Raw genomic sequence first — 25,411 nt, 5'->3', positions numbered from 1 at the left:
TTTTAACTATCTTTATAAACCATTAATCAAGAACTAGTTATTATATGAAAAAAATCTACACGTTATCCTTTTTATTATTTTCATTTTTAGGATTCTCACAAGTGACTCCTGTTACTATTACCTCTGATTTAACAGCAGACTTATCTGGCTACGCTGGAGCGACTGAATTTGCTGGACAAGCTGAATATTTTGTTTATCTGAGTACAGATGACATTTTAGATAGACCTATTTTTTTAATAGACGGATTTGACCCTGGCGATACAAGAAACATTGATGCATTGTATGCCTCTTTGGATTATACAGGCAATCCAAACTTTACCAATCTTGGTGATGAGTTACGAGCAGAAGGTTTTGACATTGTTGTGGTTAATTTCCCAACTTATATGAATTCTGGAGCAGATGTAGATGGCGGTGCGGATTTTATAGAAAGAAATGCACTAACATTAGTAGCTCTTATTGAAGATATAAATACTGAAAAAGCTATGGTAAGTTCGCCTGAACAAAATATAATTATTGGTCCAAGTATGGGTGGCTTAATTTCGAGATATGCTTTAAATTATATGGAAGGCAATATGCTAGATGCAGATACAAGTCTATGGGTTTCTCTAGATGCGCCGCACCTGGGAGCAAACATTCCTATTGGACTTCAGCATCAGTTAAACTTTTTGGCTTTTGGTCTAGATGTAGGTGGTATTGTTGGTAATCAAAACGTTACCGAATTACAGCCACTAATTAATGATTATTTATACTCGCCAGCTGCACGTCAACTATTAGTCGACCATATAGAACCACATTTGGCTATTAATGGATACGATTTTACCGGATCAACTTTACCAATACCTGACGATTATCGCGTTCAGTTTGAAACTAATATTAATAGTTTCAATTCACCTTACCCGCAAAACACAAGAAATATAGCTGTAACAAATGGCAATATTTTTAACAGCACTACAAATAACTATTATTTTGCAAACGGAGATTCCGGTACTCAAGTAGAGCCGGGCTTTGAAATAATAGATGCTACATTTCAAGTATCTATTATTATGGTAGATATTGTTATAAACATGACTCCAACTTCAGGAACTCCCGCTACAGTAAGCTCTTTTTCATCCTTAGTAAGAAATTCATCTGCATCATCTGGAACGGATAATTATAACGGAATTGATGCTGCGCCTGGCGGCTTATTTGACCTTACGAATCTTACGGGAGATGTGCCTATGACGGGACTTGCCGCAGAATTTCTAGCCGCATTACAAATAGATAAGTTTAGTTTTATACCAACTGTAAGCGCTTTAGGCCTAGAAATAACAGATGAACCCACTGGTGGTGATGACATTAATTGGTTTCATGATATAAACATTACGAATACAAGAGCTACAACAGACAACACACCTTTCGACAACACATATATACCCTTAACAAACGAAACTCATGTAGCCATAACTCCTGGTAATGCTGCATTTATACTAGATGAAATTAGGCAAACGGTTTTAAGTACTAATTCTGAAACTCTAATACGTTTTCAATTAGAAAGCAATCCAATTAAAGATCATTTGGTTTTATTATCAAATAGTAATCAAAATGCTTCAATATCTGTTACAGACTTAACAGGAAAATTAATTTTTAGAACTCAAGTGGAATTAAATGATAGAACTGAAGTTCCTGTTAATCTAAATTCAGGATTTTATATTTTAAATATAGAAGGAGAAAACAACTCAAGATACACGACTAAGTTTATCGTCAATTAATCTAAAATTCAAAATAAAAAAGCGCCTATTTATGGCGCTTTTTTTATTTGTACTTAACCGGCAGGTATACTACCTTTTTGGTTTCAAAAAAATGCTCATCAAAATAATCTGTTAACGGAAATAGTTTTACAGTTGTGTACTGTTTTAATTCTTCAGACAAGTCGCCTCCTTTTAGATAAAGAATACCATTTTTAAATGTGTTTTTTTGCGCTTTCTTTATTTTCCCTTTTACCCATTTTGTAAATTCTGGCATTGCTGTTACTGCACGACTTACTATAAAATCATATTGTTCGTCTATGGTCTCTACTCTACTATGCGTAGTTCTTATATTTTCAAGATTTAGTGCTTCTGCAACACCATTAATCACTTTTAATTTTTTATTGATACTATCTACTAGATGAAATTGGCATTTTGGAAAAAGTATAGCCAAAGGCACTCCCGGAAATCCACCACCAGTACCAACGTCTAACACTGAAGAACCATCTGCAAAAGGCATCACTTTTGCAATAGCCAAAGAATGAAGAACATGTCTTAAATACAATTCATCTATATCCTTACGAGAGATAACATTTATTTTAGAATTCCAATCTTTGTACAAGGGCAATAAAGCTTCAAACTGCTCTATTTGAAGGGCTGTTAGATTAGGAAAGTATTTTAAGATGAGTTCCATTATATCGTTTTGGCAAAAATAGTTAATTTTAAAATTGATAATTTAACATCAAGTTGTTAATCCGGCATATTAATTAATTATCTTTGCCCTTTCTATACTTAACCCGTTTTTGATGCGTTAAGTTTTAAATTTAGAATACATATGAATACCCAAAAAGCGCTTACTTTCTCCCGAAAAGATTCTGCAAAATTTTTCAGAACTCTTAACAAACGTGTAAACGACTACTTTAAAGAAAACAACATTAAACGTACAGGAAACTATAAACTATGGATTAAGACCATAGTCATGTTTGCGTTGTTTATAACACCATACTTTTTATTGCTAACATTAAATATTCCTACTTGGGCACAGCTCTTACTTACAGTCGTTATGGGTGTTGGTATGGCTGGTGTTGGCATGAATGTTATGCACGATGGTAATCATGGTTCTTATTCTAATAGAGAATGGATTAACCGTTTAATGGGAAGTAGTATCTATATTCTAGCAGGAAACGTATATAACTGGAAAGTACAACATAATGTATTACACCACACGTATACTAATATCCATGGACATGATGAAGATTTAGAAGCTGGACGTATTTTACGTTTTTCTGAACATGCAAAATGGCATAAACATCACAAGTTTCAGCATTACTATTCTATTTTGCTATATGGGTTATTGACAATTAATTGGGCCATAACCACTGATTTTCAGCAAATGTATCGTTATATGAAACGCAAACTTTCCTATGGAAAGCTGCCAAATCCAGTTGTAAACTGGAGTAAGCTCGTTATCTCAAAGCTAATTTATGTAAGCATGTGGATTGTTATTCCTATTGTTTTAACAGACTTAGCATGGTATGAGGTTTTAATTGGGTTTTTGTTAATGCATTATGTAGCTGGGTTAATTTTAAGTATTGTTTTTCAATTGGCACACGTTATGGATGAAGCAGAAATGCCAATGCCAGAGAAAGATGGCACTATGAAAAATACTTGGGCTATACATCAATTAAAAACTACAGTCAACTTTGGTGCTAAAAGCTGGTTTATAAACTGGTATACTGGTGGCCTAAATCACCAGGTCGAGCATCATATCTTCCCTAACATCAGCCACATACATTATGGGAAAATCGCTAAAATTGTTAAGGACACAGCTAAAGAGTTTAACTTACCATATAAAGAGTATAAAACCACTAGAAAAGCTATTGCAGCACATTTTAGGTTTTTGAAAGAAATGGGAATGAAACCAGCAATACAAGCATAAACCATACACAACCAACACGCATGAACCAACTTTCGGATAGAATTAACAGTCTATCGACCTCAGCTACTTTAGCAATGGCTGCTAAAGCAAGGGAATTAAGAGAAGAAGGAAAAGATATTATAGGCCTTAGTTTAGGTGAACCAGATTTTGACACTCCTGATTTTATAAAAGAGTCTGCTAAACAAGCAATTGATGACAACTATAATAGCTACACTCCAGTTGATGGTTATGCAGAACTCAAGGACGCCATTATTACAAAGTTTAAGCGTGATAATCAATTAGATTACAATCGCCAACAAATTGTTGTTTCTACTGGTGCAAAACAGTCTTTGTTTAATATTGCTTCAGTAATGCTTAATGATGCAGACGAAGTTATTTTGCCATGTCCATACTGGGTAAGTTATAGCGATATTGTAAAACTTAATGGTGGTGTACCTATTGAAGTCAAAACATCCATCGATAACGATTTTAAAATGACACCTGCGCAGTTAGAAGCTGCTATTACACCAAAAACCAAAATGATTTGGTACAGTTCTCCTTGTAACCCAAGTGGTTCTGTATACAGTAAAAAAGAGCTTAGAGCGTTAGCAGATGTACTTCAAAAATATCCGAATATTTATGTGGTTTCTGATGAAATCTATGAACACATAAACTTTGTTGGTGGACATTGTAGCATGGCTCAATTTGAAGATATGTTTGAAAGAACCATAACTGTAAACGGTGTATCTAAAGCGTTTGCAATGACTGGATGGCGAATAGGTTACATTGGTGCACCAACAACAATAGCAAGAGCTTGTAATAAGATTCAAGGTCAAGTGACTAGTGGCGCTAATTGTATAGCCCAGCGTGCAGTAATTTCTGCATTAGAAGCTTCTCCAGACCGCGTACAATATATGATTGATGAGTTTAAAGAACGTCGTCAATTGATATTAGGTTTACTTAGAGAGATTGATGGATTTTCATGCAATGAACCAGAAGGTGCTTTCTATGTCTTCCCAGATATTTCCGCTTATTTTGGAAAAACTCTTAAAGGGCAAACTATAGATAATGCTTCAGAATTTGCTATGTATCTTTTAGAAAACGCAAATGTCGCAACTGTTACAGGTGATGCTTTTGGCAACCCTAATTGCATTCGTATTTCTTATGCGGCATCTCAAGAGCAAATTATTGAAGCTGTAAAGCGAATTAAAAATGCTTTAAGCTAGTATGTAAGTAATTCAATAATACCATCAGAAGAGTAAAGAAACGTAAGTAAAAGTCCTAAAAATAAAATTACAGTTACTACTATAATCTTTAGCATTCTACTTTTATGCTCTTCTTTTAATCGTCTACTAATATCTTTAAGTTGTTTTGCATTTGCTTTAGGCAAATTATATTCTGTCTTTTTATCTGAATTATATCCACCTAGTCTATTCTTAAACCTGTCACGCAGTGGTAAAAGTTTTCTATTATTATTCATAATAGTATTCATCGATGCTGATCCCATAATCTTTAGATTTAAATAAGGTTAGAAAATGACATAAAAAAAGATGCTTCTTACATTACAATAAAAAGCATCTTTGGATAATAAAATATGTAGCCTTGATTTAAAACATAAAAGAAAGTACTGTTACAAATACTGATAGTTTTAATACCACTCCAATAGTGTGTACGTTATTGAATTGCTTGAATTTTAGACGCTGTCTCATCCCGAAAACTGATGGCTTAGAAGAATTGATGAAGTTCTGTTGTACAGCAGCTTTGTAATTTGAGTTTAACAAATGTTCGTTTGTGTAAACAAACGTTTCTCTGGGCTCGGGTAATGGTTCTGTTTCAATTGTGTTTAATACTAATTCCATGATTGATAAAATTTAATTGGTTATGCTTATAAGACGTTGACCAATTAAAAATGTTACAGCACATTCCGCTATAAACACTTAAAAACCAATGCTCAATATTCGGAAATATGAGTATTTATATAGGCTAGAATAAAATTGATTTTCTTTGAAAAAAGTTGAAAATTCTTTCTTTTTCAGAATAAAATTTAGCGATTTCGCCAGAAAAAAGGCGTCAATAAAATGAGTACAGTAAATAATTCCAAACGTCCTAAAAGCATCAAAAAAGATGCCCACCATTTTCCTAAAGGAGGTAAAGCCGCATAATTATTTACTGGTCCAAATTCTCCTAAAGCTGGACCAACATTACCTAAACTTGAAGCAGACAGACCAATGGCAGAAGTAAAATCTATTTGAAACATTGAAAAGACTAAAGCTCCAAATATAAAAAGCAACATATAGGAGATAAAGAAACCGAGAATATTAAACACAATATCGCCAGATACCGATTTTTGATTATAACGTACAGGTAAAATGGCATTAGGGTGTAACGCTCTTCTAAACTCTAAAAAGCCATTTTTAATTAATAACAAATGTCTTACTACTTTAATACCACCTGATGTACTCCCAGCCGAACCTCCTAAAAACATTAGTCCAAAAAAGAATACGGTTAAAAATGGTGTCCACATCGTATAATCTGCAGTAACAAAACCTGTAGTTGTTACAATAGCCAACACTTGGAAAAATCCATGTCGTATTGCACTTTCAAACTCTCCTAATACCATAGGATGCGCAATTGAAGACTGTGAAACATCAGCTTTAAAATAAACAACCATTGCTACAATTATGGCGAATATAAATGTCAATCTGAAGTATAATTTAAACTCATCATCCCTAATGATTTTCTGAACTTTCCCTTTAAACGCAAAATAACTTAACACAAAGTTTGTACCTGCCAAAAACATAAAACTTATTATGATGTATTGTATTGCTGGATTATCATTCCAATAGGCTATACTATCATTTTTTGTAGAAAATCCACCGGTAGACAGTGTGCTCAATGCATGATTAATAGCATCAAAAAAAGACATACCCGCTATTTGAAGCAATATGGTTTCTGCCGCAGTATATCCAAAGTATATGAGCCATAAACGCTTAGCCGTATCTGTAATTCTTGGATGCAGCTTATCGCCTCCTGGACCAGGCGCTTCAGCTGCAAATAACTGCATACCACCTATACCTAAAAGCGGTAATATGGCAATTGCTAATACAATAATCCCCATACCACCAATCCAATGGGTCATGCTTCGCCAAAAAAGAACACCTTTAGGGATTATTTCAATATCATTTAATATACTAGCTCCTGTAGTCGTATAACCAGACATTGTTTCGAAAAAAGCATTTGTAAACGATGGAATAGTTTCTGTAACCATATAGGGCAAAGAACCAGACAAAGACATGACAATCCATCCGAAAGTCACCACAATATAACCTTCGCGTTTATTCATTTCTTTTCGATGATTGCGAGTATTATACATTACAAAAATACCCACTAAAAGCACTGTAAACCCTGACAATAAGAGCTCTAGTGTAACACCATCTTTATAGATTAAACTTATTAATGTTGCTATAAGTATAAAGCCGCCATTAAATAGCAGTAATAATCCCAAAAAATGGAAAATGATTTTGTAATTAAGCTTCATTTTTGCCATAGGTTATGCAAAAAACTTTTCTACTTCGGCGATTGAGCGCGGTAAACAACAAACAACAACTCTGTCACCTGCTTGAATAGTAAAACTTCCTAAAGGAATAAGACCTTCACCATTTCTAATAACACCACCAAAAATTGCCGACCTCGGAAAATCTAAGTCTTTAATTTTATTATTTGTAATCTTAGAGTTTGGTTTAACTACAAACTCTAAAAGCTCGGCATTCATGTTAGTTAATTTGGTCATAGCTACAACTTCACCTTTTCGAATATATCTAAATATGGTATTAGCCGCTAAAAGCTTTTTATTAATTAATGTGTCAATACCGATAGATTGAGACAATTGATAATAATCCATGTTTTCAACTAAAGCAATCGTTTTCTTAACGCCTTTAGATTTAGCTAAAAGACATGACATTATATTAGTTTCAGAATTCCCTGTAACAGAAATAAAAGCATCCATCTGCGATATATTTTCCTCTTCTAAAATGTCGACATTTCTACCATCGCCACATATAACGAGTGCATTAGGCAACTCATCTGCTAAATCTTCAGCAATATCCTTTTTGCCCTCAATAAGTTTAACATTAAACTTACTCTTACATAAATCTTGAGCGGTTTTGTAACCAATTTTACTACCGCCTAAAATCATAACATCTTTAATACCAACCTTTACTTTTCCTGAGAGTTCAAACAGTTCTTCATCACCACCTTTAGAGGTTACAAAAACGACCTTATCACCTTCTTTAAAAATAGTATCGCCTCTAGGAATTATAGTATACTGTGTTCCGTAACGCTGAATAGCAATAGGAATAAAGTGCAATTCTGAATATAACTCTGCAGCTTCCTTAACCGTTTTACCAACAAAAGTAGCGGTACGAGATAATCGAAGTCCTAACATTGTTAGTTTACCGTCTTCAAACTCATAAGTATCGTTAAATCCATATTGATTGAGCAGTAATTCTATTTCTGAAGCCGCTAATGACTCCGGCGAAATTAATTCGTCAATACCAAACTTTGAAAACCCTAGTTCTTCTTTATTATCAATAAATTCAGTATTAGATATACGCGCAATCGTACGCTTTGCGCCTAACTGCTTTGCTAACACACAAGCAGTAATATTAGTTGTCTCTGAAGAAGTAACCGCTATAAAAAGTTCAGAATTTTCAATACGCCCTTCTTTTAAAGTTGTAATAGAAGTAGCATCACCTTTTATGGTTTTTATATCAAGATTTTCGCCCGCATAAGTGAGGCTATCTTTTTTATTATCAATAAGCGTAATTTCTTGAGACTCGTAAGACAACAGTTTAGCCAAATGGAATCCGACTTCTCCAGCACCAGCAATAATAATTTTCATTAATGTTTATTTGAAAATAACGTACAAATATAGTTATATCTTATAAGTACTTAAAGTTTGAATGTTAAGAATTTGCTCTAACAACTAGCGATTAAGACTTCCGTAAAATTAAAGTCTTCTTATAATCTGCAACTTTAGTTACACTTATATCTTCTTAGTATATTTGCAAAAATTTTTTTGATGTCAAAAAGTGTAAAGCCATATAAAGACAGTGAGCTCGATAAGAAAGAGCAAGTTACTAAAATGTTTGACACCATTTCTGAGGAATATGATGGATTAAACAGAGTCATTTCATTTGGAATTGATGTAAAATGGCGTAACAAAGTTGTACAAATTATTTCTGACACATCACCAGAAAATATACTAGATATTGCCACAGGTACAGGTGACTTAGCTATAAGTCTTACTAAAACCTCAGCCAAAGAAATTATTGGTTTAGATATCAGTGATGGTATGCTCGAAGTTGGGCGACAAAAAATTAAAGCAAAAGAATTAGATGGCATTATACAAATGGTCATAGGTGATTCTGAAGACTTACCCTTTGAAGACAACACCTTTGACGCCATTACTGTTGCGTTTGGCGTAAGAAATTTTATGAATTTAGAAAAAGGGCTTTCAGAGATACTTCGAGTGCTCAAACCCAACGGTATTTTTGTGATTCTTGAAACATCAATACCAACAAAAACGCCATACAAACAAGGTTATAAATTGTATTCTAAATTTATTTTACCTACTATTGGCAAAGTTTTTTCTAAAGACAGAAGTGCTTATAAATATTTAAGTGAATCTGCCTCTGTTTTCCCTTTTGGAGAAGAACTAAACAATATTTTAAGACAAATTGGGTTTATTAATGTCAAAGACAAACCACAAACGTTTGGTGTAGCTACAATCTATACCGCATCTAAAGCATAATATGAAGAAATTAATCATTGTTTTTGCTGTTTTACTAAGCTGTAACAGTAGTTTTGCTCAATTATTCTCTAAAGAAAAAGTGGCAAATCTTCAGACTATGGATAAAAAAGTATTGTCTTGGGGCTACTTTTTAGGATTTAACAGTTATGATTTTAAGTTTGAGTATGAAGAAAATCTTGATGACATTCTTGTGGATGCCACTACTGGATTTCAAGTAGGCCTAACAGGTGATTTAAGAATTAACAATCATCTAAATTTACGTTTTGAACCGGGTGTGTATTTTAGTACCCGTACCTTAAGATATAATGAAAGTTATTTTGATGGGCAAAATTTTAATCCCTCAGATTTGCTACGAGAGGTAAAATCTACATATATACACTTACCATTACTATTAAAGTTTTCTACAAATCGTATCAACAACTTTAGACCATTTATAGTTGGTGGCGTTTCTACAGCTTTAAACTTAGCTAGTAATGAAGACAACCCAAGTGACAATAGTGGTGGTCAGTTTAGAATGACTAGTAACAACTACTTTTATGAAATAGGGTTTGGTGTTGACTTATACCTATTGTATTTCAAATTTACGCCATCGATTAGAGGTGTTTTTGCAATTAATGACGAAGTTGTAAGAGATATCGACCCAAATAGCCCTTGGACAGGAAACATTACCTCTATGAAAACACGAGGTATTTTTATCAATTTTACTTTTAGGTAATTTTTCGTTTAAATTCACTTAAGCAAATTGCAGTAGCAGTTGCAACATTAAGACTTTCAGTCGCTTTAAGATTTCCAAATCTTGGTATTCCTAACTGTTTAGTTACTTTATCTTTAATTGTATTAGAGATGCCGTTAGCTTCATTACCTAAAACCAAAATTCCTTTCTCAGGCAAATCTACTTTATAGATATTTTCGCCGTCCATAAAAGTACCTAAAACTTCATTTTCCGAATCAGAAAGAAAACTATCTAAGTCCACATAACTTACATTAACACGGGTTAATGAGCCCATAGTAGCTTGGACAACTTTAGAGTTAAAACAATCTACAGTGGCTTTGCTACAAACCAAATCCTTAATACCAAACCAATCGCAGAGTCTTATAATAGTGCCTAAATTTCCAGGATCACGGACATCGTCTAAAGCAATAATGAGTTTAGAATTATCAATAGCCTTACTTTTAGGAATCTCAAAAACTCCAACAGCTGTATTTGGGTTTTTTAACTGAGAAATTTTTTTTAAATCAGAATCTGATATTAATGTCATTTTAGCGTCATCAACATCAAAACTATGTTCTAAGCTGTATATTTGATTTAAGCTAAAAGAAGAATTTACAAACTCGGTAATCCCTTTTATACCCTCCACCGTAAATAAACCGTGTTGATTCCTGAATTTTTTTTGGGCTAAACTTTTAATTAATTTTATCTGATTCTTTGATAACATTAAAATGTCTTTACATTTGTTAGTAACATAAGAGATGACAAATTAATACTTTTTTGGACTAATATTTGCACAGTCTTATGAATATCAAAAAAATGCTTTCAATTTGAACCTTAAACGCCACAAACTGGTACTAGAAAAATTAAACCTCAGCTTAGCAAATTTGGCTATCTGTATGTTTACTTTGGTGTTATTAGTTTCGTGCAGTACTGTAAAACGTGTAAAGGATGGTAAATATTTACTAACTGAAAATAGAATTGAGGTTGATGGTAAAGTCACTAATAAAGAACGAATAAATAATATTCCTTTACAGAAACCTAATTCTGGAATTGAATCTTTTCCACTTAAATTACATGTATATAATTTAGCGCGACCAAATAGAGATTCTATTTTTGAAGCTTGGTTAGATAAAGGTAATAGACGAAAAAGGTTAACCAATACATTATCTGAAAAACAGCTTAATAAGCTAAAAAAATCTGTCTTAGGCTTTAACTCTTGGTTAAAACGAATAGGAGAAGCACCTACCATATTAGATGAAGATAAAACCGAAAAGACAAAAAACAGATTACGAAAATATTATTACAAACGCGGATGGCTATATAATGAAGTAGACTATACTATTGAACGCGACTCAAATAAACGTGCAAAAGTAAAATACACAGTTACCAAAAACCCCCCTAGTATTTTGGACACCTTAAAAACTACTATCAAAACACCTGTAGTTGACTCTATATACAAAGCAAATGTTAGTGCTTCATTACTAAAAGAAGGTGAGCAATATGACGAAGACAATTTTACTGGTGAACGCTCTAGAATAAATAAATTGATGCGTAACTCTGGTCTTTACTTTTTTGGTCAAGATTATGTGCGTTTTGAAATAGACACTTTTAAATCTAGAAATACTTTTAATGCTGAATTATTTATAGACAATCGCGTTATCAGAAATGAAGATTCAACTAGAACAGAGCCCTTTAAAGTTTATAAAATAAAAGAAGTAAACATTATCACTGATGCTACAAACGAAAATAGAATTGAAGGCAAAAAAATAACAGACAGCACCACTTATAACGGATACAATCTTTACAGTTTTGATAAACTTAAATTCAAACCTAAGGCTTTGACTGATGCTGTTTTTATAAAAAAGGGAGATATATACAGAGATATTGATCGCACTAGGACATCACGATATCTTAATCAGTTACAGATGTTTAGATATCCAGGTGTAGATTATATTGCCAATGAAGCTGATTCTACGCTTACAGCCAATATATTTTTATCGCCTAGAAAAAAATATGAGTTAGGTTTCTCTTTTGATGTCTCTCAAAGCAATATACAAACAGTAGGTTTTGCGTTTAGTACTGGTCTAAAGATTAGGAATGTTTTTAGAGGTGCTGAAACCTTAGATATTTCTGCATTAGGATCTATTGGTGCCTCAGATGATGTTAGTGATAGTGATAATACTTTTTTTAACATTAATGAGTTTGGCGGCTCAGTTAGCTTAACTATTCCAAGGATATTTTTGCCTTTCAATACTGAAAAAATTATTCCTAAAACAATGTCTCCTAGTACTAAAATAAATATTGCTGCAACAAGCCAACAAAACATTGGACTAGACAGACAAACACTCTCAAGCATTTTTGCTTATAATTGGTTTCCTAGCGATAAGGTCACAAATAACTTAGAATTGTTTAATGTTCAATATGTACGAAATCTAAATCCCGAAAACTATTTTGGAGTATACTCAAACTCCTTTAATAGATTAAATGAGATAGCAAGAGATATAGGATATATAGGTAATAATGATGTGCTTCAAAATCCTCCATCAGACTTTACACCCGCAGATACATTTATCAATGATGTCCTTAATGGTAACACATCATTATCCCAAGGAGATGTAGCCTTTACTGATGTAAATAATATAAACCAGCGCCAAGACCGACTTACTGAAGACAATCTTATTATATCCTCTAATTTTGACTACACAAGAGACACTAGAACTGATTTGTCTGACAATAATTTTTCAAGATTTAAATATCATTTTGAAATAGCCGGCAATTTAGCATCTGGTATTTCTAGTCTGGCTGGTTTAGATAAAAATAATGATGGTCGTTATGAGATTTTTAATGTTCCTTTTTCTCAATATTTCAAAACTGAAATTGATTATGTAAAATATTTTGGTTTAAGAGGTAAGAAAAATGTATTAGCCTTTAGAAGTTATTTTGGTGTTGCCATACCATTTGGCAATTCTAACAACATTCCTTTTGTAGAAAGTTTCTTTGCCGGTGGACCAAATGACAATCGTGCATGGACAGCTTATAACCTTGGTCCTGGAAGTTCTCAGAACACCAATGAGTTTAATGAAGCAAACCTAAAATTACATTTCAGTCTTGAGCAACGCTTTAATTTATTTGGAAATTTCGACGGCGCTCTTTTTGTTGATGCTGGCAATATTTGGAATGCTTTCGACAATGTGGAAGATGACCCAGAGTCTACATTTACAAATCTCAAATCTTTAAGAGATATTGCTGTAGGTAGTGGCTTTGGTCTTAGATACGATTTTACCTTTTTTGTACTACGTGGAGATATTGGTTTTAAAACATATGACCCATCACTGCAAATGGGAAACCGTTGGTTTACAAATTATAATTTTGGCAATGCCACTTATAATATTGGTATAAATTATCCTTTCTAGAAAATAACATTATTCACGACATCGTTTTCGTTAATTTATGAGCAAATATGCCTATTTAAGAATCGCTTAATGCTGTAAATTATGTATTTTTGAATACTATAATTTTTCAACTTAAATACTATGAGTCATAATATAAAACCAGGTGTCGCTACTGGTTACGAAGTTCAAGAGATTTTTAAACTTGCCAAAGAAAAAGGTTTTGCCTTACCCGCAGTAAATGTTATTGGCTCTAATACCATAAATGGTGTTTTAGAAACTGCTAAAGCATTAAATTCACCTGTAATAATTCAATTCTCAAATGGAGGTGCACAATTTAATGCAGGAAAAGGTTTAAGTAATGATGGTCAAAAAGCAGCTATCGCTGGAAGTATTGCTGGTGCAAAGCATGTTCACCTTATGGCAGAAGCTTATGGCGTTCCAGTAATTTTACATACCGACCATTGCGCAAAAAAATTATTGCCTTGGATAGATGGTTTACTAGATGCTAGTGAGGCACACTTTAAAGAAACTGGAAAACCACTTTACAGTTCGCACATGATTGATTTAAGTGAAGAGCCTCTTGAAGAAAATATTGAAATATGTAAAAACTATCTTATGCGTATGAGTAAGATGGGCATGACTCTAGAAATAGAATTAGGAATTACAGGTGGTGAAGAAGATGGCGTAGATAATAGTGATGTAGATGAATCAAAACTATATACGCAACCAGAAGAAGTGGCTTATGCTTTCGAAGAGTTAAGTAAAATAAGTGATCAATTTACAATTGCAGCAGCTTTTGGTAATGTTCATGGGGTATACAAACCTGGCAATGTAAAATTAACGCCTAAAATTCTTAAAAATTCTCAAGAGCATATTACACAAAAATATAATGTAGAGCACAATCATATAGATTTTGTATTCCATGGTGGTTCTGGATCAACTTTAGAAGAAATTAGAGAAGCCATAGGTTATGGTGTAATAAAAATGAATATTGATACTGACATGCAATATGCGTTTATGTCTGGTGTTAGAGATTATATGGGAGAAAAAGAAGCTTATTTGGCATCACAAATAGGAAGTCCAGACGGTCCTGATTCTCCAAATAAAAAGCATTATGACCCACGTGTATGGTTACGTAAAGGCGAAAATGCTTTTGTTGAACGTCTTAAAAAAGCGTTTGAAGATTTAAATAACGTAGATACACTATAGTATTATATTTTACAAAAAATCATTGTCCTGCTTTAATTATTTTGAAGCAGGATTTTTTTATAGAAATCTATACATAGCAAAAGCAAATGTTGAGTAGTATGGATAAAATGAGTAATTTTGTACGTTTGAAAAACTCAAACATAAACTAACTAAATTAATTTTAGGGTAACTCTAAAATTGAAAATCTAAAAAAACCTAAAATCAGCATGGCTTGGTTTAAAAGAAAAGATAAAGGTATACAGACGTCTACTGAAGAAAAGAAAGACACACCAAAAGGTCTTTGGTACAAATCTCCAACAGGAAAAATTATAGACACCAAAGAGCTTGAGCAAAATTTTTATGTAAGTCCAGAAGATGGTTACCATGTAAGAATAGGAAGTAAAGAATACTTTGAAATATTATTTGACGACAATAAATTCAAAGAACTTGACGCAGGTTTAACTTCAAAAGATCCTTTAAAATTTGAAGACACTAAAAAATACCCAGATCGCTTAAAAGCGGCACAGACCAAAACAAATCTAAAAGATGCTGTACGAACTGCAGTAGGCAAGTCTAAAGGAAATGACTTGGTAATTGCATGTATGGATTTCTCTTTTATTGGTGGTTCAATGGGTAGTGTTGTAGGCGAAAAGATTGCACGAGCGGCAGATTATGCTTTAAAGAAAAAGCTACCATTTATGATTATAAGTAAATCTGGTGGTGCACGTATGATGGAAGCTGCATTATCTTTAATGCAATTGGCAAAAACATCTGCAAAATTAGCACAATTAGCTGATGCTGGTATTCCTTACATTTCATTATGTACTGATCCAACGACAGGAGGAACAACAGCTTCTTTTGCCATGTTAGGAGATATTAATATTTCTGAGCCAGGGGCTTTAATAGGATTTGCAGGACCTCGAGTTGTAAGAGATACTACTGGAAAAGAATTACCAGAAGGTTTTCAAACTTCAGAATTTTTATTAGAACATGGATTTTTAGATTTTATAACGCATCGAAAGGAATTAAAAAACAAGGTTAATCTTTATATAGATTTAATAAAGAATCAACCTTTAAGAGCATAAAAAAAGCGAGCCAAATGGCTCGCTTTTTCATTTAAACTCAACTATAAACTAATTCAAAGTAATTGTAATTTCTGTTCCATTATTAAAGGTAAACAAGGCCTCGTTATCACAATCACCATTACCGTAATCAAAAATCCCTCCAAAATTTGTGCGTTGAATATCTACTGTTCCACTAACAAAGTAAGTACAAATCACCTCACGACGAAGTGGCGTTAGTACCTCGTAAGTGTGAGTGTTTCCGTTTACAAAAGTCGTTGTCCAATTTCCTGTAACTTCAAATACATTATCGCTAAAAATGCCGCTACCAAAACCTTCTACCCATTCTTTTATTTTGGTTCCTGATCTCGATGCTTGAACACCACTTGGCCAAATCACAGTTAAATCTAAAGTGTGTGTAAACTGTGGATTGCCATTATCATTTTCTTTCTCTTTTAAAATTGTTCGGCTTCCTAAAATATTCTTATTGTCAAAGAAAAAATCAATCAAATCATAGGTAATTAAAATTTCTTGAGCTTCCATATCTCTTGTGTAAGAGAATACAATCTGTCCTTTAAAAATATGCCCTCTAACTAAACAACCTTCTGTACCAAAGTCTATGGTAACTTCTCTAAAACCTTGTTGAACTGCAACAGTAATTGTAACGCAATCAGGTAATGTAGATGGTTGAACTCTTCCGTTGGGATTTGCTTCATCAAATTCATAAACTTCTATAACGATATCTTCTAAAGATGAGCTGGCTGCATCAACTTCAGAAGCTCTTGCTAATTCTATAGTATCCTGAGAAGTATCATTAATTTGTAATGGTTCATCATTATCAGTACAAGAATTGAATGCTAATCCGATAATTAATAATGTCAAAATGCTTTTAAAAATCTTATTAAAATTTTTCATAATCAATTTATTTAAGTTAATAATGGTCATTTCAAATACTTCATAATCTTCTGCGCACTAAGACTTTAAGCAAAGTATTCAATAGTTTTGTTTGTTAACATGATTTTAGGACATAGCAATTTTAAAAAGGTTTAATGTCGTTCATCGAAAACTCTAAATAATTGTATTAAAGACTTGTAAATCTTTAATTTTTCCTATATTTGCCGCCTGAAAGAACGACTTTCAGAATACATAACAATCATTTACATAAATATTAGCATGTACATTACAAAAGAAAAGAAGGCTGAAATCTTCGCAAAACACGGTAAAAGCGCAAATGACACAGGTTCTGCTGAAGGACAAATTGCATTGTTTACTGCAAGAATTAACCACTTAACTGAACACTTAAAACAAAATCGTAAAGATTATAACACTGAGCGTTCGTTAGTAAAATTAGTAGGTAAGCGTCGCGCATTACTTGACTACTTAACTAAGAAAGATATCTTGAGATATCGTGCGATAGTTAAAGAATTAGGATTAAGAAAATAATCTAAATATGAAGACCACGCCTAACAGCGTGGTTTTTTGTTATACTATTACGCAATCGAAAGCGTCTAAAACTCGAATTGAAGAAGCTAAATACAGTTTTTCATTGGTCAGACAGTAATTTGTCATTTACAACAACTACACACAACAACACAACGACCATTGTTTAACAAGACTTTGATAGCTAAATATCAAAGCGTGAATTAAAAAATTTATGATTCCAAAGACTTACAAAGAGGTCATAGACCTTGGTGACGGTAGAGAAATCTCTATCGAAACTGGAAAATTAGCAAAACAAGCGCATGGTAGCGTTGTTGTGCAATCAGGAAAATGTATGCTACTATGTACTGTAGTTTCTAATTACCATCAAAATGATGTTGACTTTTTACCATTAACGGTAGATTACAGAGAAAAGTTTGCTGCAGCTGGTCGTTATCCTGGTGGTTTCTTCAAAAGAGAAGCAAGACCTAGTGATGGTGAAGTATTAACTATGCGTTTGGTAGACCGTGTTTTACGTCCATTATTCCCAAAAGATTACCACTCTGAAACTCAAGTGATGATTCAGTTAATGTCTCATGACCCAGATGTTATGCCAGATGCTATGGCTGGATTAGCGGCTTCTGCTGCTATTCAATTATCGGATTTCCCATTTGAGTGTGCCATTTCTGAAGTTAGAGTTGGACGCATCAATGGTGAATTCATAATTAACCCAACCAGAGCACAATTAGAAGAGTCTGACATCGACATGATGATTGGAGCTTCAGCCGACTCTGTAATGATGGTTGAAGGAGAAATGGATGAGATTTCTGAAGAAGAAATGACTGAAGCTATTAAGGCTGCACACGAAGCAATTAAAGTACAATGTGCTGCTCAAATACGTTTAGCAGAAGCTGTTGGTAAAAAAGAAGTACGTGAGTACGAGCCAGAACGCGAAGATGCAGACTTAGCCAAGAAGATTCATGATATGGTTTATGATAAAACATATGCCATTGCAAAAGCAGGTTCTTCTAAACATGAAAGAGGTGCAGCATTTTCTGAAATTAAAGAGGAGGTTTTTAATTCTTTTTCTGAAGAAGAGCAAGATGATTTAGGAAAACTGATTCATAAATATGTAGCAAAAGCGCAAAAAACTGCGATTAGAGATTTAACCTTAAATGAAGGTTTACGTTTAGATGGTCGTAAAACAACAGACATTAGACCAATATGGTGTGAAGTTGATTATTTACCATCTACTCATGGTTCTGCAATCTTTACGCGTGGTGAAACTCAAGCGCTAGCTACAGTAACACTAGGAACATCTAGAGAAGCTAACCAAATAGATATGCCATCTTTTGAAGGTGAAGAGCGTTTTTATTTACATTATAATTTTCCTCCTTTTTCAACTGGTGAAGCACGACCAATTCGTGGAACATCTCGTCGTGAAGTAGGTCACGGTAACCTAGCACAACGTGCGCTTAAAGGTATGGTGCCAGAAGATTGCCCATACACAGTTCGTGTCGTATCAGAAGTATTAGAATCTAACGGTTCGTCATCTATGGCAACTGTCTGTTCTGGTACAATGGCATTAATGGACGCAGGTGTACAATTAAAGAAGCCTGTTTCTGGTATTGCTATGGGGTTAATCTCTGAAGGTGATAAATACGCTGTATTATCTGATATCTTAGGAGATGAAGATCACTTAGGTGATATGGACTTTAAAGTAACGGGTACTGCAGATGGTATTACAGCTTGCCAAATGGATATTAAAGTAAAAGGATTGTCATACGAGATTTTAGTTAATGCACTAAAACAAGCTCGTGATGGTCGTTTACATATCTTAGAGAAGCTTACTGATACTATTGAAACTCCTAATGCTGAAGTTAAAGAACATGCACCTACAATGGTGACACGTCGTATCCCTAATGAGTTTATTGGCGCTTTAATTGGTCCTGGCGGAAAAGTTATTCAAGAATTACAAAAAGAAACTGAAACGACTATTGTTATTAATGAAGATCCAGTAACAGAAGAAGGTGTTGTAGAAGTTCTTGGTGTTGGCAGTAAAGGTATTGATATGGTTCTGGCCAAAATTGATGCTTTATTATTTAAACCAGAAGTGGGCAGCGTCTATGAAGTAAAAGTCATTAAGATGTTAGATTTTGGTGCAGTAGTAGAATATACTGAAGCTCCAGGGAACGAAGTTTTATTACATGTAAGTGAATTAGCTTGGGAACGTACGGAAAATGTATCTGATGTGGTAAACATGGGTGATGTTTTTGATGTAAAATACTTTGGTATAGATTCTAGAACTCGTAAAGAGAAAGTATCTCGTAAAGCTATTTTACCAAAGCCTGAAGGTTATATCGCTAGACCTCCAAGGGACAACAACCGCAATGGCCGCGATAACAACAAAGGTAGAGACAATCGCGGACGTGATAATCGTAACAGAGACAATCGCAGAGACGATAGAAAACCAAGAGAAGATAAAAAAGAAGATTAGTTTCTTTTAAAATCTTAATCTATAAAAAAGCCCATCATATGATGGGCTTTTTAATTTAAAAACTATACAATAACCTTGGCGTTAATGCTATACTACCTATATCTTCTTGTAATGCGCCTTCAATTTTATATGGCGTATAGTTAAGACCTAAACTAAGCGTAAACTCATTGTTTTTTTTAAATGTTTTTGCATATTCCAAGCTTGGGGAAACCAAAAATGCTGTGATAACTTCATATTTATTTCTATCATCTGAAGTATCAAAAAAATCAGTATTTCTGGCATCTGTTGTAATTACTGATGCACCTAAACCTACTCCTAATATTAGTTTTTTTGAATTTGATTGACTAAAATTCTTTTTGAATCGCAACATAGGATTAAAGAGAAAAGTAGCTTTAGTTTCTACTCTATCAGCTAATCTTTGATATTCAAATCCATTCTTCTGATCTGGTATTACAAACTGTAATGCCAACTCTAAAGATTTACTTTCTGTAACTGGGAAATCCAAGCTTAACTCTACTAAAGGAGAAATTCCAAAATAGTCATTTAGTTTTCCTTGGGGCAACAAAACACCTCCACCAATTTTAAATGTAACTGTTTTCCAATAGTCAGCAAAAGAACTGTCATATCTATAAGGCTTGTCATTAGGAATAGAGTCATTTTGTGCTACAATACTAATACTAAACATAAACAGTAAAGTTGTAATAATCATTTTTTTCATAATTCTGAGTTTTATATTCAATTCAAAATTATTGCACTAATCACATTTAAAACTTGAATAAACACGATTACAAAAATTAATTTTTGTGATAATCACAAATATTTATATTTTTAAAACATGTATCAAACCCAATTACTTAAGCAGTTAAAAAACGATTTACCTTCAAATGCATCTCTAATAGAAGCTGTAGCAACAGCACTAGACATTAGTTATGACGCCGCTCATAGACGTGTTAGCTTAAAGAGTAAACTCTCTATAGATGAAAGCGTATTGTTAGCAAATTATTACAACCTATCGTTAGATAAACTATTTGAAACCTCTGACCTCAATGTAGTCGCTGTAGAAAAAACAAAGCATATCGAAAGCGAACAAGAGTTGCAGCAGTACTTTATAGAGTCTTATGAGTCTTTACTTCCGCTGCTCACACAAAAAGACAGTAGTATTTTGTATTCAGCAAAGGACATTCCACTGTTTTATAATTTATCGGGAGATACACTTAGCCATTTTAAATATTACGTTTGGCTCAAGTTATTAGACCCCTCTTTTGCAAACAAAAGCTTTGAAAATTTTGCTCCTAAACCTACATTAATTGAAGCTGGAAAACAATTGGGAGGCTTGTATAGTGACTTAAATACTTCAGAAATTTGGGACATTACAACTGTAAATAGCACGCTAAAACAAATTCATTTTTATACACAAGCAGCTCATGTAAGCTCTAAGACAGCATTAAAAATGTGTTTAGAATTAAAGCAACTCATAAACCATATAGAATTAAAACTAACTAATACTAATTTTAAGCTATACTACAACGAATTACATTTAATGAACAATAATGTACTGGTTAGTGCACCAAATTTGCAATCGTTGTATGTGCCTTTCACATTACTCTCCTATTACAAAACAAGTAACAAGTATACTTGCGCTGAAGCTGAGGTGTTCTTAAATAAGCAACTACAAAATTCTAAATTATTAAATGCTGCTGGCGAGAAAGAACGGAATACTTTTTTCAATAAAATTTATTCAAAAATAGATGCTCTATTTCAACTTATAGAAGCAACTGAAGTATTAGATTTTGAATAATTTTTCAATTCTTTAAAAAAATTGTAACATTTTTTGTGTTTGTTACGTATAACTATAGCACAACATAACGTTGTTATAAAAATTGCACACATAAAATTACATGAGACAACTTAAAATTACCAAGCAGGTTACTAATAGAGAAACCGCTTCATTAGACAAATATTTACAAGAAATTGGTAAGGTAGACCTTATTACAGCAGATGAAGAAGTAGAATTGGCTCAGCGCATTAAAGCTGGTGATCAAATTGCTTTAGAGAAGTTGACAAAGGCAAACTTACGTTTTGTTGTATCTGTGGCTAAGCAATACCAAAATCAAGGTTTAACTTTACCTGATTTAATTAACGAAGGTAACTTAGGTTTGATTAAAGCTGCACAACGTTTTGATGAAACTCGTGGTTTTAAATTTATATCATACGCTGTTTGGTGGATTAGACAATCAATCCTACAAGCATTAGCGGAACAATCTCGTATTGTACGTTTACCGCTTAATAAGATTGGTTCTATTAACAAAATCAATAAGACATTTGCCTTTTTAGAGCAAAGTCATGAGCGCCCTCCATCAGCTGAAGAGATTGCTAAAGAATTAGACATGACTATTAACGATGTTAAGGAGTCTATGAAAAATTCTGGTCGCCATGTATCAATGGATGCTCCACTTGTTGAAGGAGAAGATTCTAATCTTTATGATGTATTGCGTAGTGGTGAGTCTCCTAATCCTGACAGAGATTTATTACATGAATCTCTTAGAACAGAGATTGAGCGAGCACTAGAAACATTAACACCTCGTGAAGCGGATGTTATTCGTTTGTACTTTGGTTTAGGGAATCAACACCCAATGACTCTAGAAGAAATAGGCGAAACATTTGATCTTACTCGTGAACGTGTAAGACAGATAAAAGAGAAAGCTATTCGTAGGTTAAAACACACCTCACGAAGTAAAATATTAAAGACTTATTTAGGATAGTAATATCGTTATTTTAATATTCAATTAATTTTTGTTAGATTACAACACGATTTACGACTAAATTACGGTAACAACAGTTACAAAACATAACTGTTCGTTTTTTGATTGATGAAAGAACCCACGGCTGATTACCGTGGGTTCACTTTTTTATGTAACTTCGGGTTTAATAAACCCCCACCCCAACCAATAATGAAAGCTATTTGCTACATTAGTAACTTTTCTAAAGATTTAGATAAGAAAAGTATTGACAACCTAGTGTATGACGTCAATAAAAAAAATAAGATTCACGATGTTACTGGTCTTTTAATCATTAAAAACAAACACTTTTTTCAAATTTTAGAAGGAGAAGAAGAAAAGACTAATCATTTATATAAAAAAATTAAAACTGATTCAAGGCATACTGGAGTTATCAAATTGTTAGATACAAAAATTGAGGGAAGACTTTTTAAAGACTATAATAGCGGAGAATTTGAAGTTTTTCAAAAATTCTCAGACATGAAAAAGTTATATTTGTACTTCAATTGGATAAAAAATGCAGACTATTTGCCTGCTGATGAAATAATTAAATTAACTACCAATTTTTTAAACAATAACAAATGAGTAAATGTTTAATAGCTCCTTCGATGCTTGCCTCTGATTTCGGTAATCTTCAACGTGACACAGAAATGGTTAATAATAGTGATGCCGATTGGTTTCATATTGATGTTATGGACGGACATTTTGTACCTAATATTTCTTACGGAATGCCAGTAATAGCGGCTATTAAAAAGCATGCTACAAAGCCATTAGATGTCCACTTAATGATAGAAAAACCTGAGCGTTATATTGAAGAGTTTGCTAAAGTTGGTGCAGATATTATTACTGTGCATCATGAAAGTACTGTACACCTTCACCGTACTCTTAGACAAATAAAAGCTGTAGGCTGCAAAGCCGGAATTGTTTTGAATCTAACCACACCTGTTTCTGTTTTAGAAGACATTTTACCAGAATGTTATATGGTATTATTAATGTCTATAAACCCTGGTTTTGGTGGTCAAAAATTTGAAGACATCACTTATAACCGTGTAAAGAAGCTTCGTAAAATGATTGACGAGCAAGGTTTGGATACATTAATAGAGATTGATGGCGGTGTAACAGACCAAAATATAAAAAAACTAGCTGATGCTGGGGCCAATGTTTTTGTTGCTGGAAGTCATGTTTTTAAAAGTGACAATCAGCCAAAAACTATCTCTAATTTAAAGCGTTTGGCTAATTCTTAATTAGTTTTTCAGTAATCACATTAACAATACGCTCAGCCGTTTTACCATCCCAAAACGGAATGGATTGCCCTTGTTTCCATTTACCCCTAAAAAGCATATCTAAATAAGGCTTTAAATTTTCAGGATTTGTGCCTACCAACTCGTTAGTGCCTAATTCAATTGTTTCTGGTCGTTCTGTGTTGTCCCTAAGTGTTAAACACGGTATATTCAGAATAGAAGTTTCTTCTGTTATACCTCCAGAATCCGTAATCACTGCTTTAGAATGCTGAACTAAATAATTAAACTCTAAATAGCTTAAAGGCTCAACAATGAAGAGACGCTTAGTATTCACATCTAACTGCGATAATATTTTTTGTGTTCTTGGGTGAGCTGGAAATATAATTGGCAAGTCTCTTGTCTGGCTTAAAATTTCATTCAACATCACTTCGAGATTGCGTTCTTGATCAACATTTGCTGGACGGTGCATGGTTAAAACAATATACTTATGAGCTTCAAGATTTAAGGCATTCCAAATTGAAGGTTTGTAAAACCTATTTTTATTATTCAAGAGTGTATCTATCATGGTGTTTCCAACCAAAAACAATTGACTCTTGGTTTTACCTTCTTGTAATAAATTCTTATTTGCCAACTCTGAAGTTGTAAAAAAGTAATCAGCAATGCTATCAGTCACAATTCTATTTACTTCCTCAGGCATAGTCATATCACCAGAACGAATTCCTCCTTCGACATGAGCTACTTCCATATTAAGCTTTTTAGCCACAAGAGTACATGCCATGGTAGAGGTCACATCACCAACAACTATGACCAAATCTGCAGGAAAGCTATTCAACTCTTTTTCAAAAGCTAATACTATACTAGCAGTTTGCTCAGCTTGAGTTCCGCCTGCACATTCCAGATTAATGTCAGGTTCTGGAATAGCTAGTTGCTCAAAAAAACTATGGGACATGTTTTTATCGTAATGCTGCCCTGTATGTATCAATCGACAACTTAAATCGACGCCATCGTCTTTTGCTTTAGTTAAAGCACTTATAATTGGTGCAATCTTTATAAAATTTGGACGTGCCCCTGCTACTATTGTAATTCTATACATATGCCTATTTGAATCTATTCAAATTTACACTTTTAGAAATAGTATTAATAAAAAAAACCAGAGGACTTCTCCTCTGGTCAGTTTTGGTGAATAATTGAAGTTTAATTAAATCCCCCAATAGTAATTACTACAATTTTGGCTTCACCTACTTATGAAAGGTAATTTTATTTTATTATTTAAAAGGAGCATACCACTCCCGACATTTTTAAATCTATAGTGCTTCCTTCTGAGCATGAGCTAAATCTTGTTAAGATTTTTCCATCTGGGTATACTACGGTAACCAAAATGGCAAAACACTTTTTGCTATAAGTATTTGAGTTCTCAATTATTTTGCTATCTATCTTTAAAACACCTTCTTTATTGTTATCTCTTAACAACCCTTGTACTCTTTGTGTGACATCGTATCCTGCTATCGTTGTAGAACTTGAAGCATCGCAAGAATATATTGCAGAATGGACTTTGAATTTACACTTAGACATAATGGGGGTTTATTTTCTAACTCAGTGTAAATGTAGACCACATATACATACTATGCTTACAAAATGTAATGGAAGCGGAATTCTAAACCGTGAAGCAG

At 33.4% G+C, this 25,411-nt stretch carries 24 protein-coding genes; 14 read left to right on the top strand and 10 right to left on the bottom strand.

What is annotated here, in order from left to right:
• The first annotated feature begins 44 nt into the window (after nt 1-44).
• Complete coding sequence (locus tag IEV10_RS05350; RefSeq protein WP_188373652.1) at nt 45-1,748, top strand: T9SS type A sorting domain-containing protein; 1,704 nt, start codon at nt 45-47, stop codon at nt 1,746-1,748.
• Nucleotides 1,749-1,791: 43 nt separating this feature from the next.
• Here IEV10_RS05350 and rsmG read toward each other — a convergent pair whose 3' ends face one another.
• A complete protein-coding gene (rsmG, locus tag IEV10_RS05345) occupies nt 1,792-2,418 on the bottom strand; it encodes a 16S rRNA (guanine(527)-N(7))-methyltransferase RsmG (protein ID WP_188373651.1) in 627 nt (208 codons plus the stop codon).
• Nucleotides 2,419-2,559: 141 nt separating this feature from the next.
• On the opposite strand from rsmG, the gene IEV10_RS05340 reads away from it, so the two are divergent.
• Complete coding sequence (locus IEV10_RS05340; protein WP_188373650.1) at nt 2,560-3,663, top strand: fatty acid desaturase family protein; 1,104 nt, start codon at nt 2,560-2,562, stop codon at nt 3,661-3,663.
• Between the two features lie 20 nt (nt 3,664-3,683).
• The gene (locus tag IEV10_RS05335; RefSeq protein ID WP_188373649.1) at nt 3,684-4,868 is read left to right on the top strand and encodes a pyridoxal phosphate-dependent aminotransferase; all 1,185 of its coding nucleotides are present in this window, start codon (nt 3,684-3,686) and stop codon (nt 4,866-4,868) included.
• On the opposite strand, the gene IEV10_RS05330 is transcribed toward IEV10_RS05335, so the two are convergent.
• From IEV10_RS05330 to trkA, 4 genes are all read right to left on the bottom strand, one after another.
• A complete protein-coding gene (locus tag IEV10_RS05330) occupies nt 4,865-5,149 on the bottom strand; it encodes a hypothetical protein (RefSeq protein ID WP_188373648.1) in 285 nt (94 codons plus the stop codon). The genes IEV10_RS05335 and IEV10_RS05330 overlap by 4 nt on opposite strands.
• Nucleotides 5,150-5,249: 100 nt before the next feature.
• Entirely contained in the window at nt 5,250-5,501 is a 252-nt protein-coding gene (locus tag IEV10_RS05325) for a hypothetical protein (RefSeq protein ID WP_188373647.1), read from the bottom strand.
• A gap of 185 nt (nt 5,502-5,686) precedes the next feature.
• Nucleotides 5,687-7,180 (bottom strand): TrkH family potassium uptake protein, encoded by a 1,494-nt coding sequence (locus IEV10_RS05320; RefSeq protein WP_188373646.1) that lies wholly within the window; start codon nt 7,178-7,180, stop codon nt 5,687-5,689.
• A 12-nt stretch (nt 7,181-7,192) separates the two neighbouring features.
• A complete protein-coding gene (gene trkA / locus IEV10_RS05315) occupies nt 7,193-8,542 on the bottom strand; it encodes a Trk system potassium transporter TrkA (protein ID WP_188373645.1) in 1,350 nt (449 codons plus the stop codon).
• Between the two features lie 180 nt (nt 8,543-8,722).
• On the opposite strand from trkA, the gene ubiE reads away from it, so the two are divergent.
• Nucleotides 8,723-9,454 (top strand): bifunctional demethylmenaquinone methyltransferase/2-methoxy-6-polyprenyl-1,4-benzoquinol methylase UbiE, encoded by a 732-nt coding sequence (gene ubiE / locus IEV10_RS05310; protein WP_188373644.1) that lies wholly within the window; start codon nt 8,723-8,725, stop codon nt 9,452-9,454.
• Nucleotide 9,455: 1 nt separating this feature from the next.
• Nucleotides 9,456-10,169 carry a type IX secretion/gliding motility protein PorT/SprT gene (gene porT, locus IEV10_RS05305; RefSeq protein WP_188373643.1) on the top strand — a complete coding sequence of 238 codons (714 nt, stop codon included), beginning with the start codon at nt 9,456-9,458 and terminating at the stop codon, nt 10,167-10,169.
• Here the strand turns inward: porT and IEV10_RS05300 are convergent.
• The gene (locus tag IEV10_RS05300) at nt 10,162-10,890 is read right to left on the bottom strand and encodes a TrmH family RNA methyltransferase (RefSeq protein ID WP_188373642.1); all 729 of its coding nucleotides are present in this window, start codon (nt 10,888-10,890) and stop codon (nt 10,162-10,164) included. The genes porT and IEV10_RS05300 overlap by 8 nt on opposite strands.
• A gap of 103 nt (nt 10,891-10,993) precedes the next feature.
• On the opposite strand from IEV10_RS05300, the gene tamL reads away from it, so the two are divergent.
• The 3 genes from tamL (at nt 10,994) to accD (ending at nt 15,831) form a co-directional block, all read left to right on the top strand.
• Nucleotides 10,994-13,579, top strand: coding sequence for a translocation and assembly module lipoprotein TamL (gene tamL, locus IEV10_RS05295; protein WP_308694118.1), 2,586 nt, complete (start codon nt 10,994-10,996; stop codon nt 13,577-13,579).
• A 120-nt stretch (nt 13,580-13,699) separates the two neighbouring features.
• A complete protein-coding gene (gene fbaA / locus IEV10_RS05290) occupies nt 13,700-14,767 on the top strand; it encodes a class II fructose-bisphosphate aldolase (RefSeq protein WP_188373641.1) in 1,068 nt (355 codons plus the stop codon).
• Between the two features lie 206 nt (nt 14,768-14,973).
• The gene (accD, locus tag IEV10_RS05285; protein WP_188373640.1) at nt 14,974-15,831 is read left to right on the top strand and encodes an acetyl-CoA carboxylase, carboxyltransferase subunit beta; all 858 of its coding nucleotides are present in this window, start codon (nt 14,974-14,976) and stop codon (nt 15,829-15,831) included.
• A gap of 48 nt (nt 15,832-15,879) precedes the next feature.
• On the opposite strand, the gene IEV10_RS05280 is transcribed toward accD, so the two are convergent.
• Nucleotides 15,880-16,722 (bottom strand): hypothetical protein, encoded by an 843-nt coding sequence (locus IEV10_RS05280; RefSeq protein WP_229719597.1) that lies wholly within the window; start codon nt 16,720-16,722, stop codon nt 15,880-15,882.
• Between the two features lie 258 nt (nt 16,723-16,980).
• On the opposite strand from IEV10_RS05280, the gene rpsO reads away from it, so the two are divergent.
• Nucleotides 16,981-17,250, top strand: coding sequence for a 30S ribosomal protein S15 (rpsO, locus tag IEV10_RS05275; protein ID WP_188373638.1), 270 nt, complete (start codon nt 16,981-16,983; stop codon nt 17,248-17,250).
• 211 nt (nt 17,251-17,461) lie between these two features.
• Nucleotides 17,462-19,723, top strand: a complete 2,262-nt coding sequence (locus IEV10_RS05270; protein WP_188373637.1) for a polyribonucleotide nucleotidyltransferase — start codon at nt 17,462-17,464, stop codon at nt 19,721-19,723.
• A gap of 55 nt (nt 19,724-19,778) precedes the next feature.
• Here the strand turns inward: IEV10_RS05270 and IEV10_RS05265 are convergent, their stop codons facing one another.
• On the bottom strand, nt 19,779-20,441 hold the full coding sequence (locus IEV10_RS05265) for a hypothetical protein (RefSeq protein WP_188373636.1): 663 nt from the start codon (nt 20,439-20,441) through the stop codon (nt 19,779-19,781).
• 117 nt (nt 20,442-20,558) lie between these two features.
• On the opposite strand from IEV10_RS05265, the gene IEV10_RS05260 reads away from it, so the two are divergent.
• The 4 genes from IEV10_RS05260 (at nt 20,559) to rpe (ending at nt 23,744) form a co-directional block, all read left to right on the top strand.
• Nucleotides 20,559-21,521 carry a hypothetical protein gene (locus IEV10_RS05260; RefSeq protein ID WP_188373635.1) on the top strand — a complete coding sequence of 321 codons (963 nt, stop codon included), beginning with the start codon at nt 20,559-20,561 and terminating at the stop codon, nt 21,519-21,521.
• 100 nt (nt 21,522-21,621) lie between these two features.
• Complete coding sequence (locus IEV10_RS05255; RefSeq protein WP_008270568.1) at nt 21,622-22,485, top strand: sigma-70 family RNA polymerase sigma factor; 864 nt, start codon at nt 21,622-21,624, stop codon at nt 22,483-22,485.
• Between the two features lie 189 nt (nt 22,486-22,674).
• Nucleotides 22,675-23,085 (top strand): BLUF domain-containing protein, encoded by a 411-nt coding sequence (locus tag IEV10_RS05250; protein WP_188373634.1) that lies wholly within the window; start codon nt 22,675-22,677, stop codon nt 23,083-23,085.
• Entirely contained in the window at nt 23,082-23,744 is a 663-nt protein-coding gene (gene rpe / locus IEV10_RS05245; RefSeq protein WP_188373633.1) for a ribulose-phosphate 3-epimerase, read from the top strand. Before IEV10_RS05250 ends, rpe begins: the two co-directional genes overlap by 4 nt.
• Here rpe and wecB read toward each other — a convergent pair.
• A complete protein-coding gene (gene wecB, locus IEV10_RS05240; protein ID WP_188373632.1) occupies nt 23,734-24,834 on the bottom strand; it encodes a non-hydrolyzing UDP-N-acetylglucosamine 2-epimerase in 1,101 nt (366 codons plus the stop codon). The genes rpe and wecB overlap by 11 nt on opposite strands.
• 176 nt (nt 24,835-25,010) lie before the next feature.
• Nucleotides 25,011-25,313: a hypothetical protein gene (locus IEV10_RS05235; protein ID WP_188373631.1), complete on the bottom strand. Its 303-nt coding sequence runs from the start codon at nt 25,311-25,313 to the stop codon at nt 25,011-25,013.
• Nucleotides 25,314-25,411: the final 98 nt, after the last annotated feature.

The sequence above is a fragment of the Winogradskyella haliclonae genome, from assembly GCF_014635865.1.
GTDB lineage: Bacteria > Bacteroidota > Bacteroidia > Flavobacteriales > Flavobacteriaceae > Winogradskyella > Winogradskyella haliclonae.
This window is presented reverse-complemented; position numbering and strand designations above follow the sequence as displayed.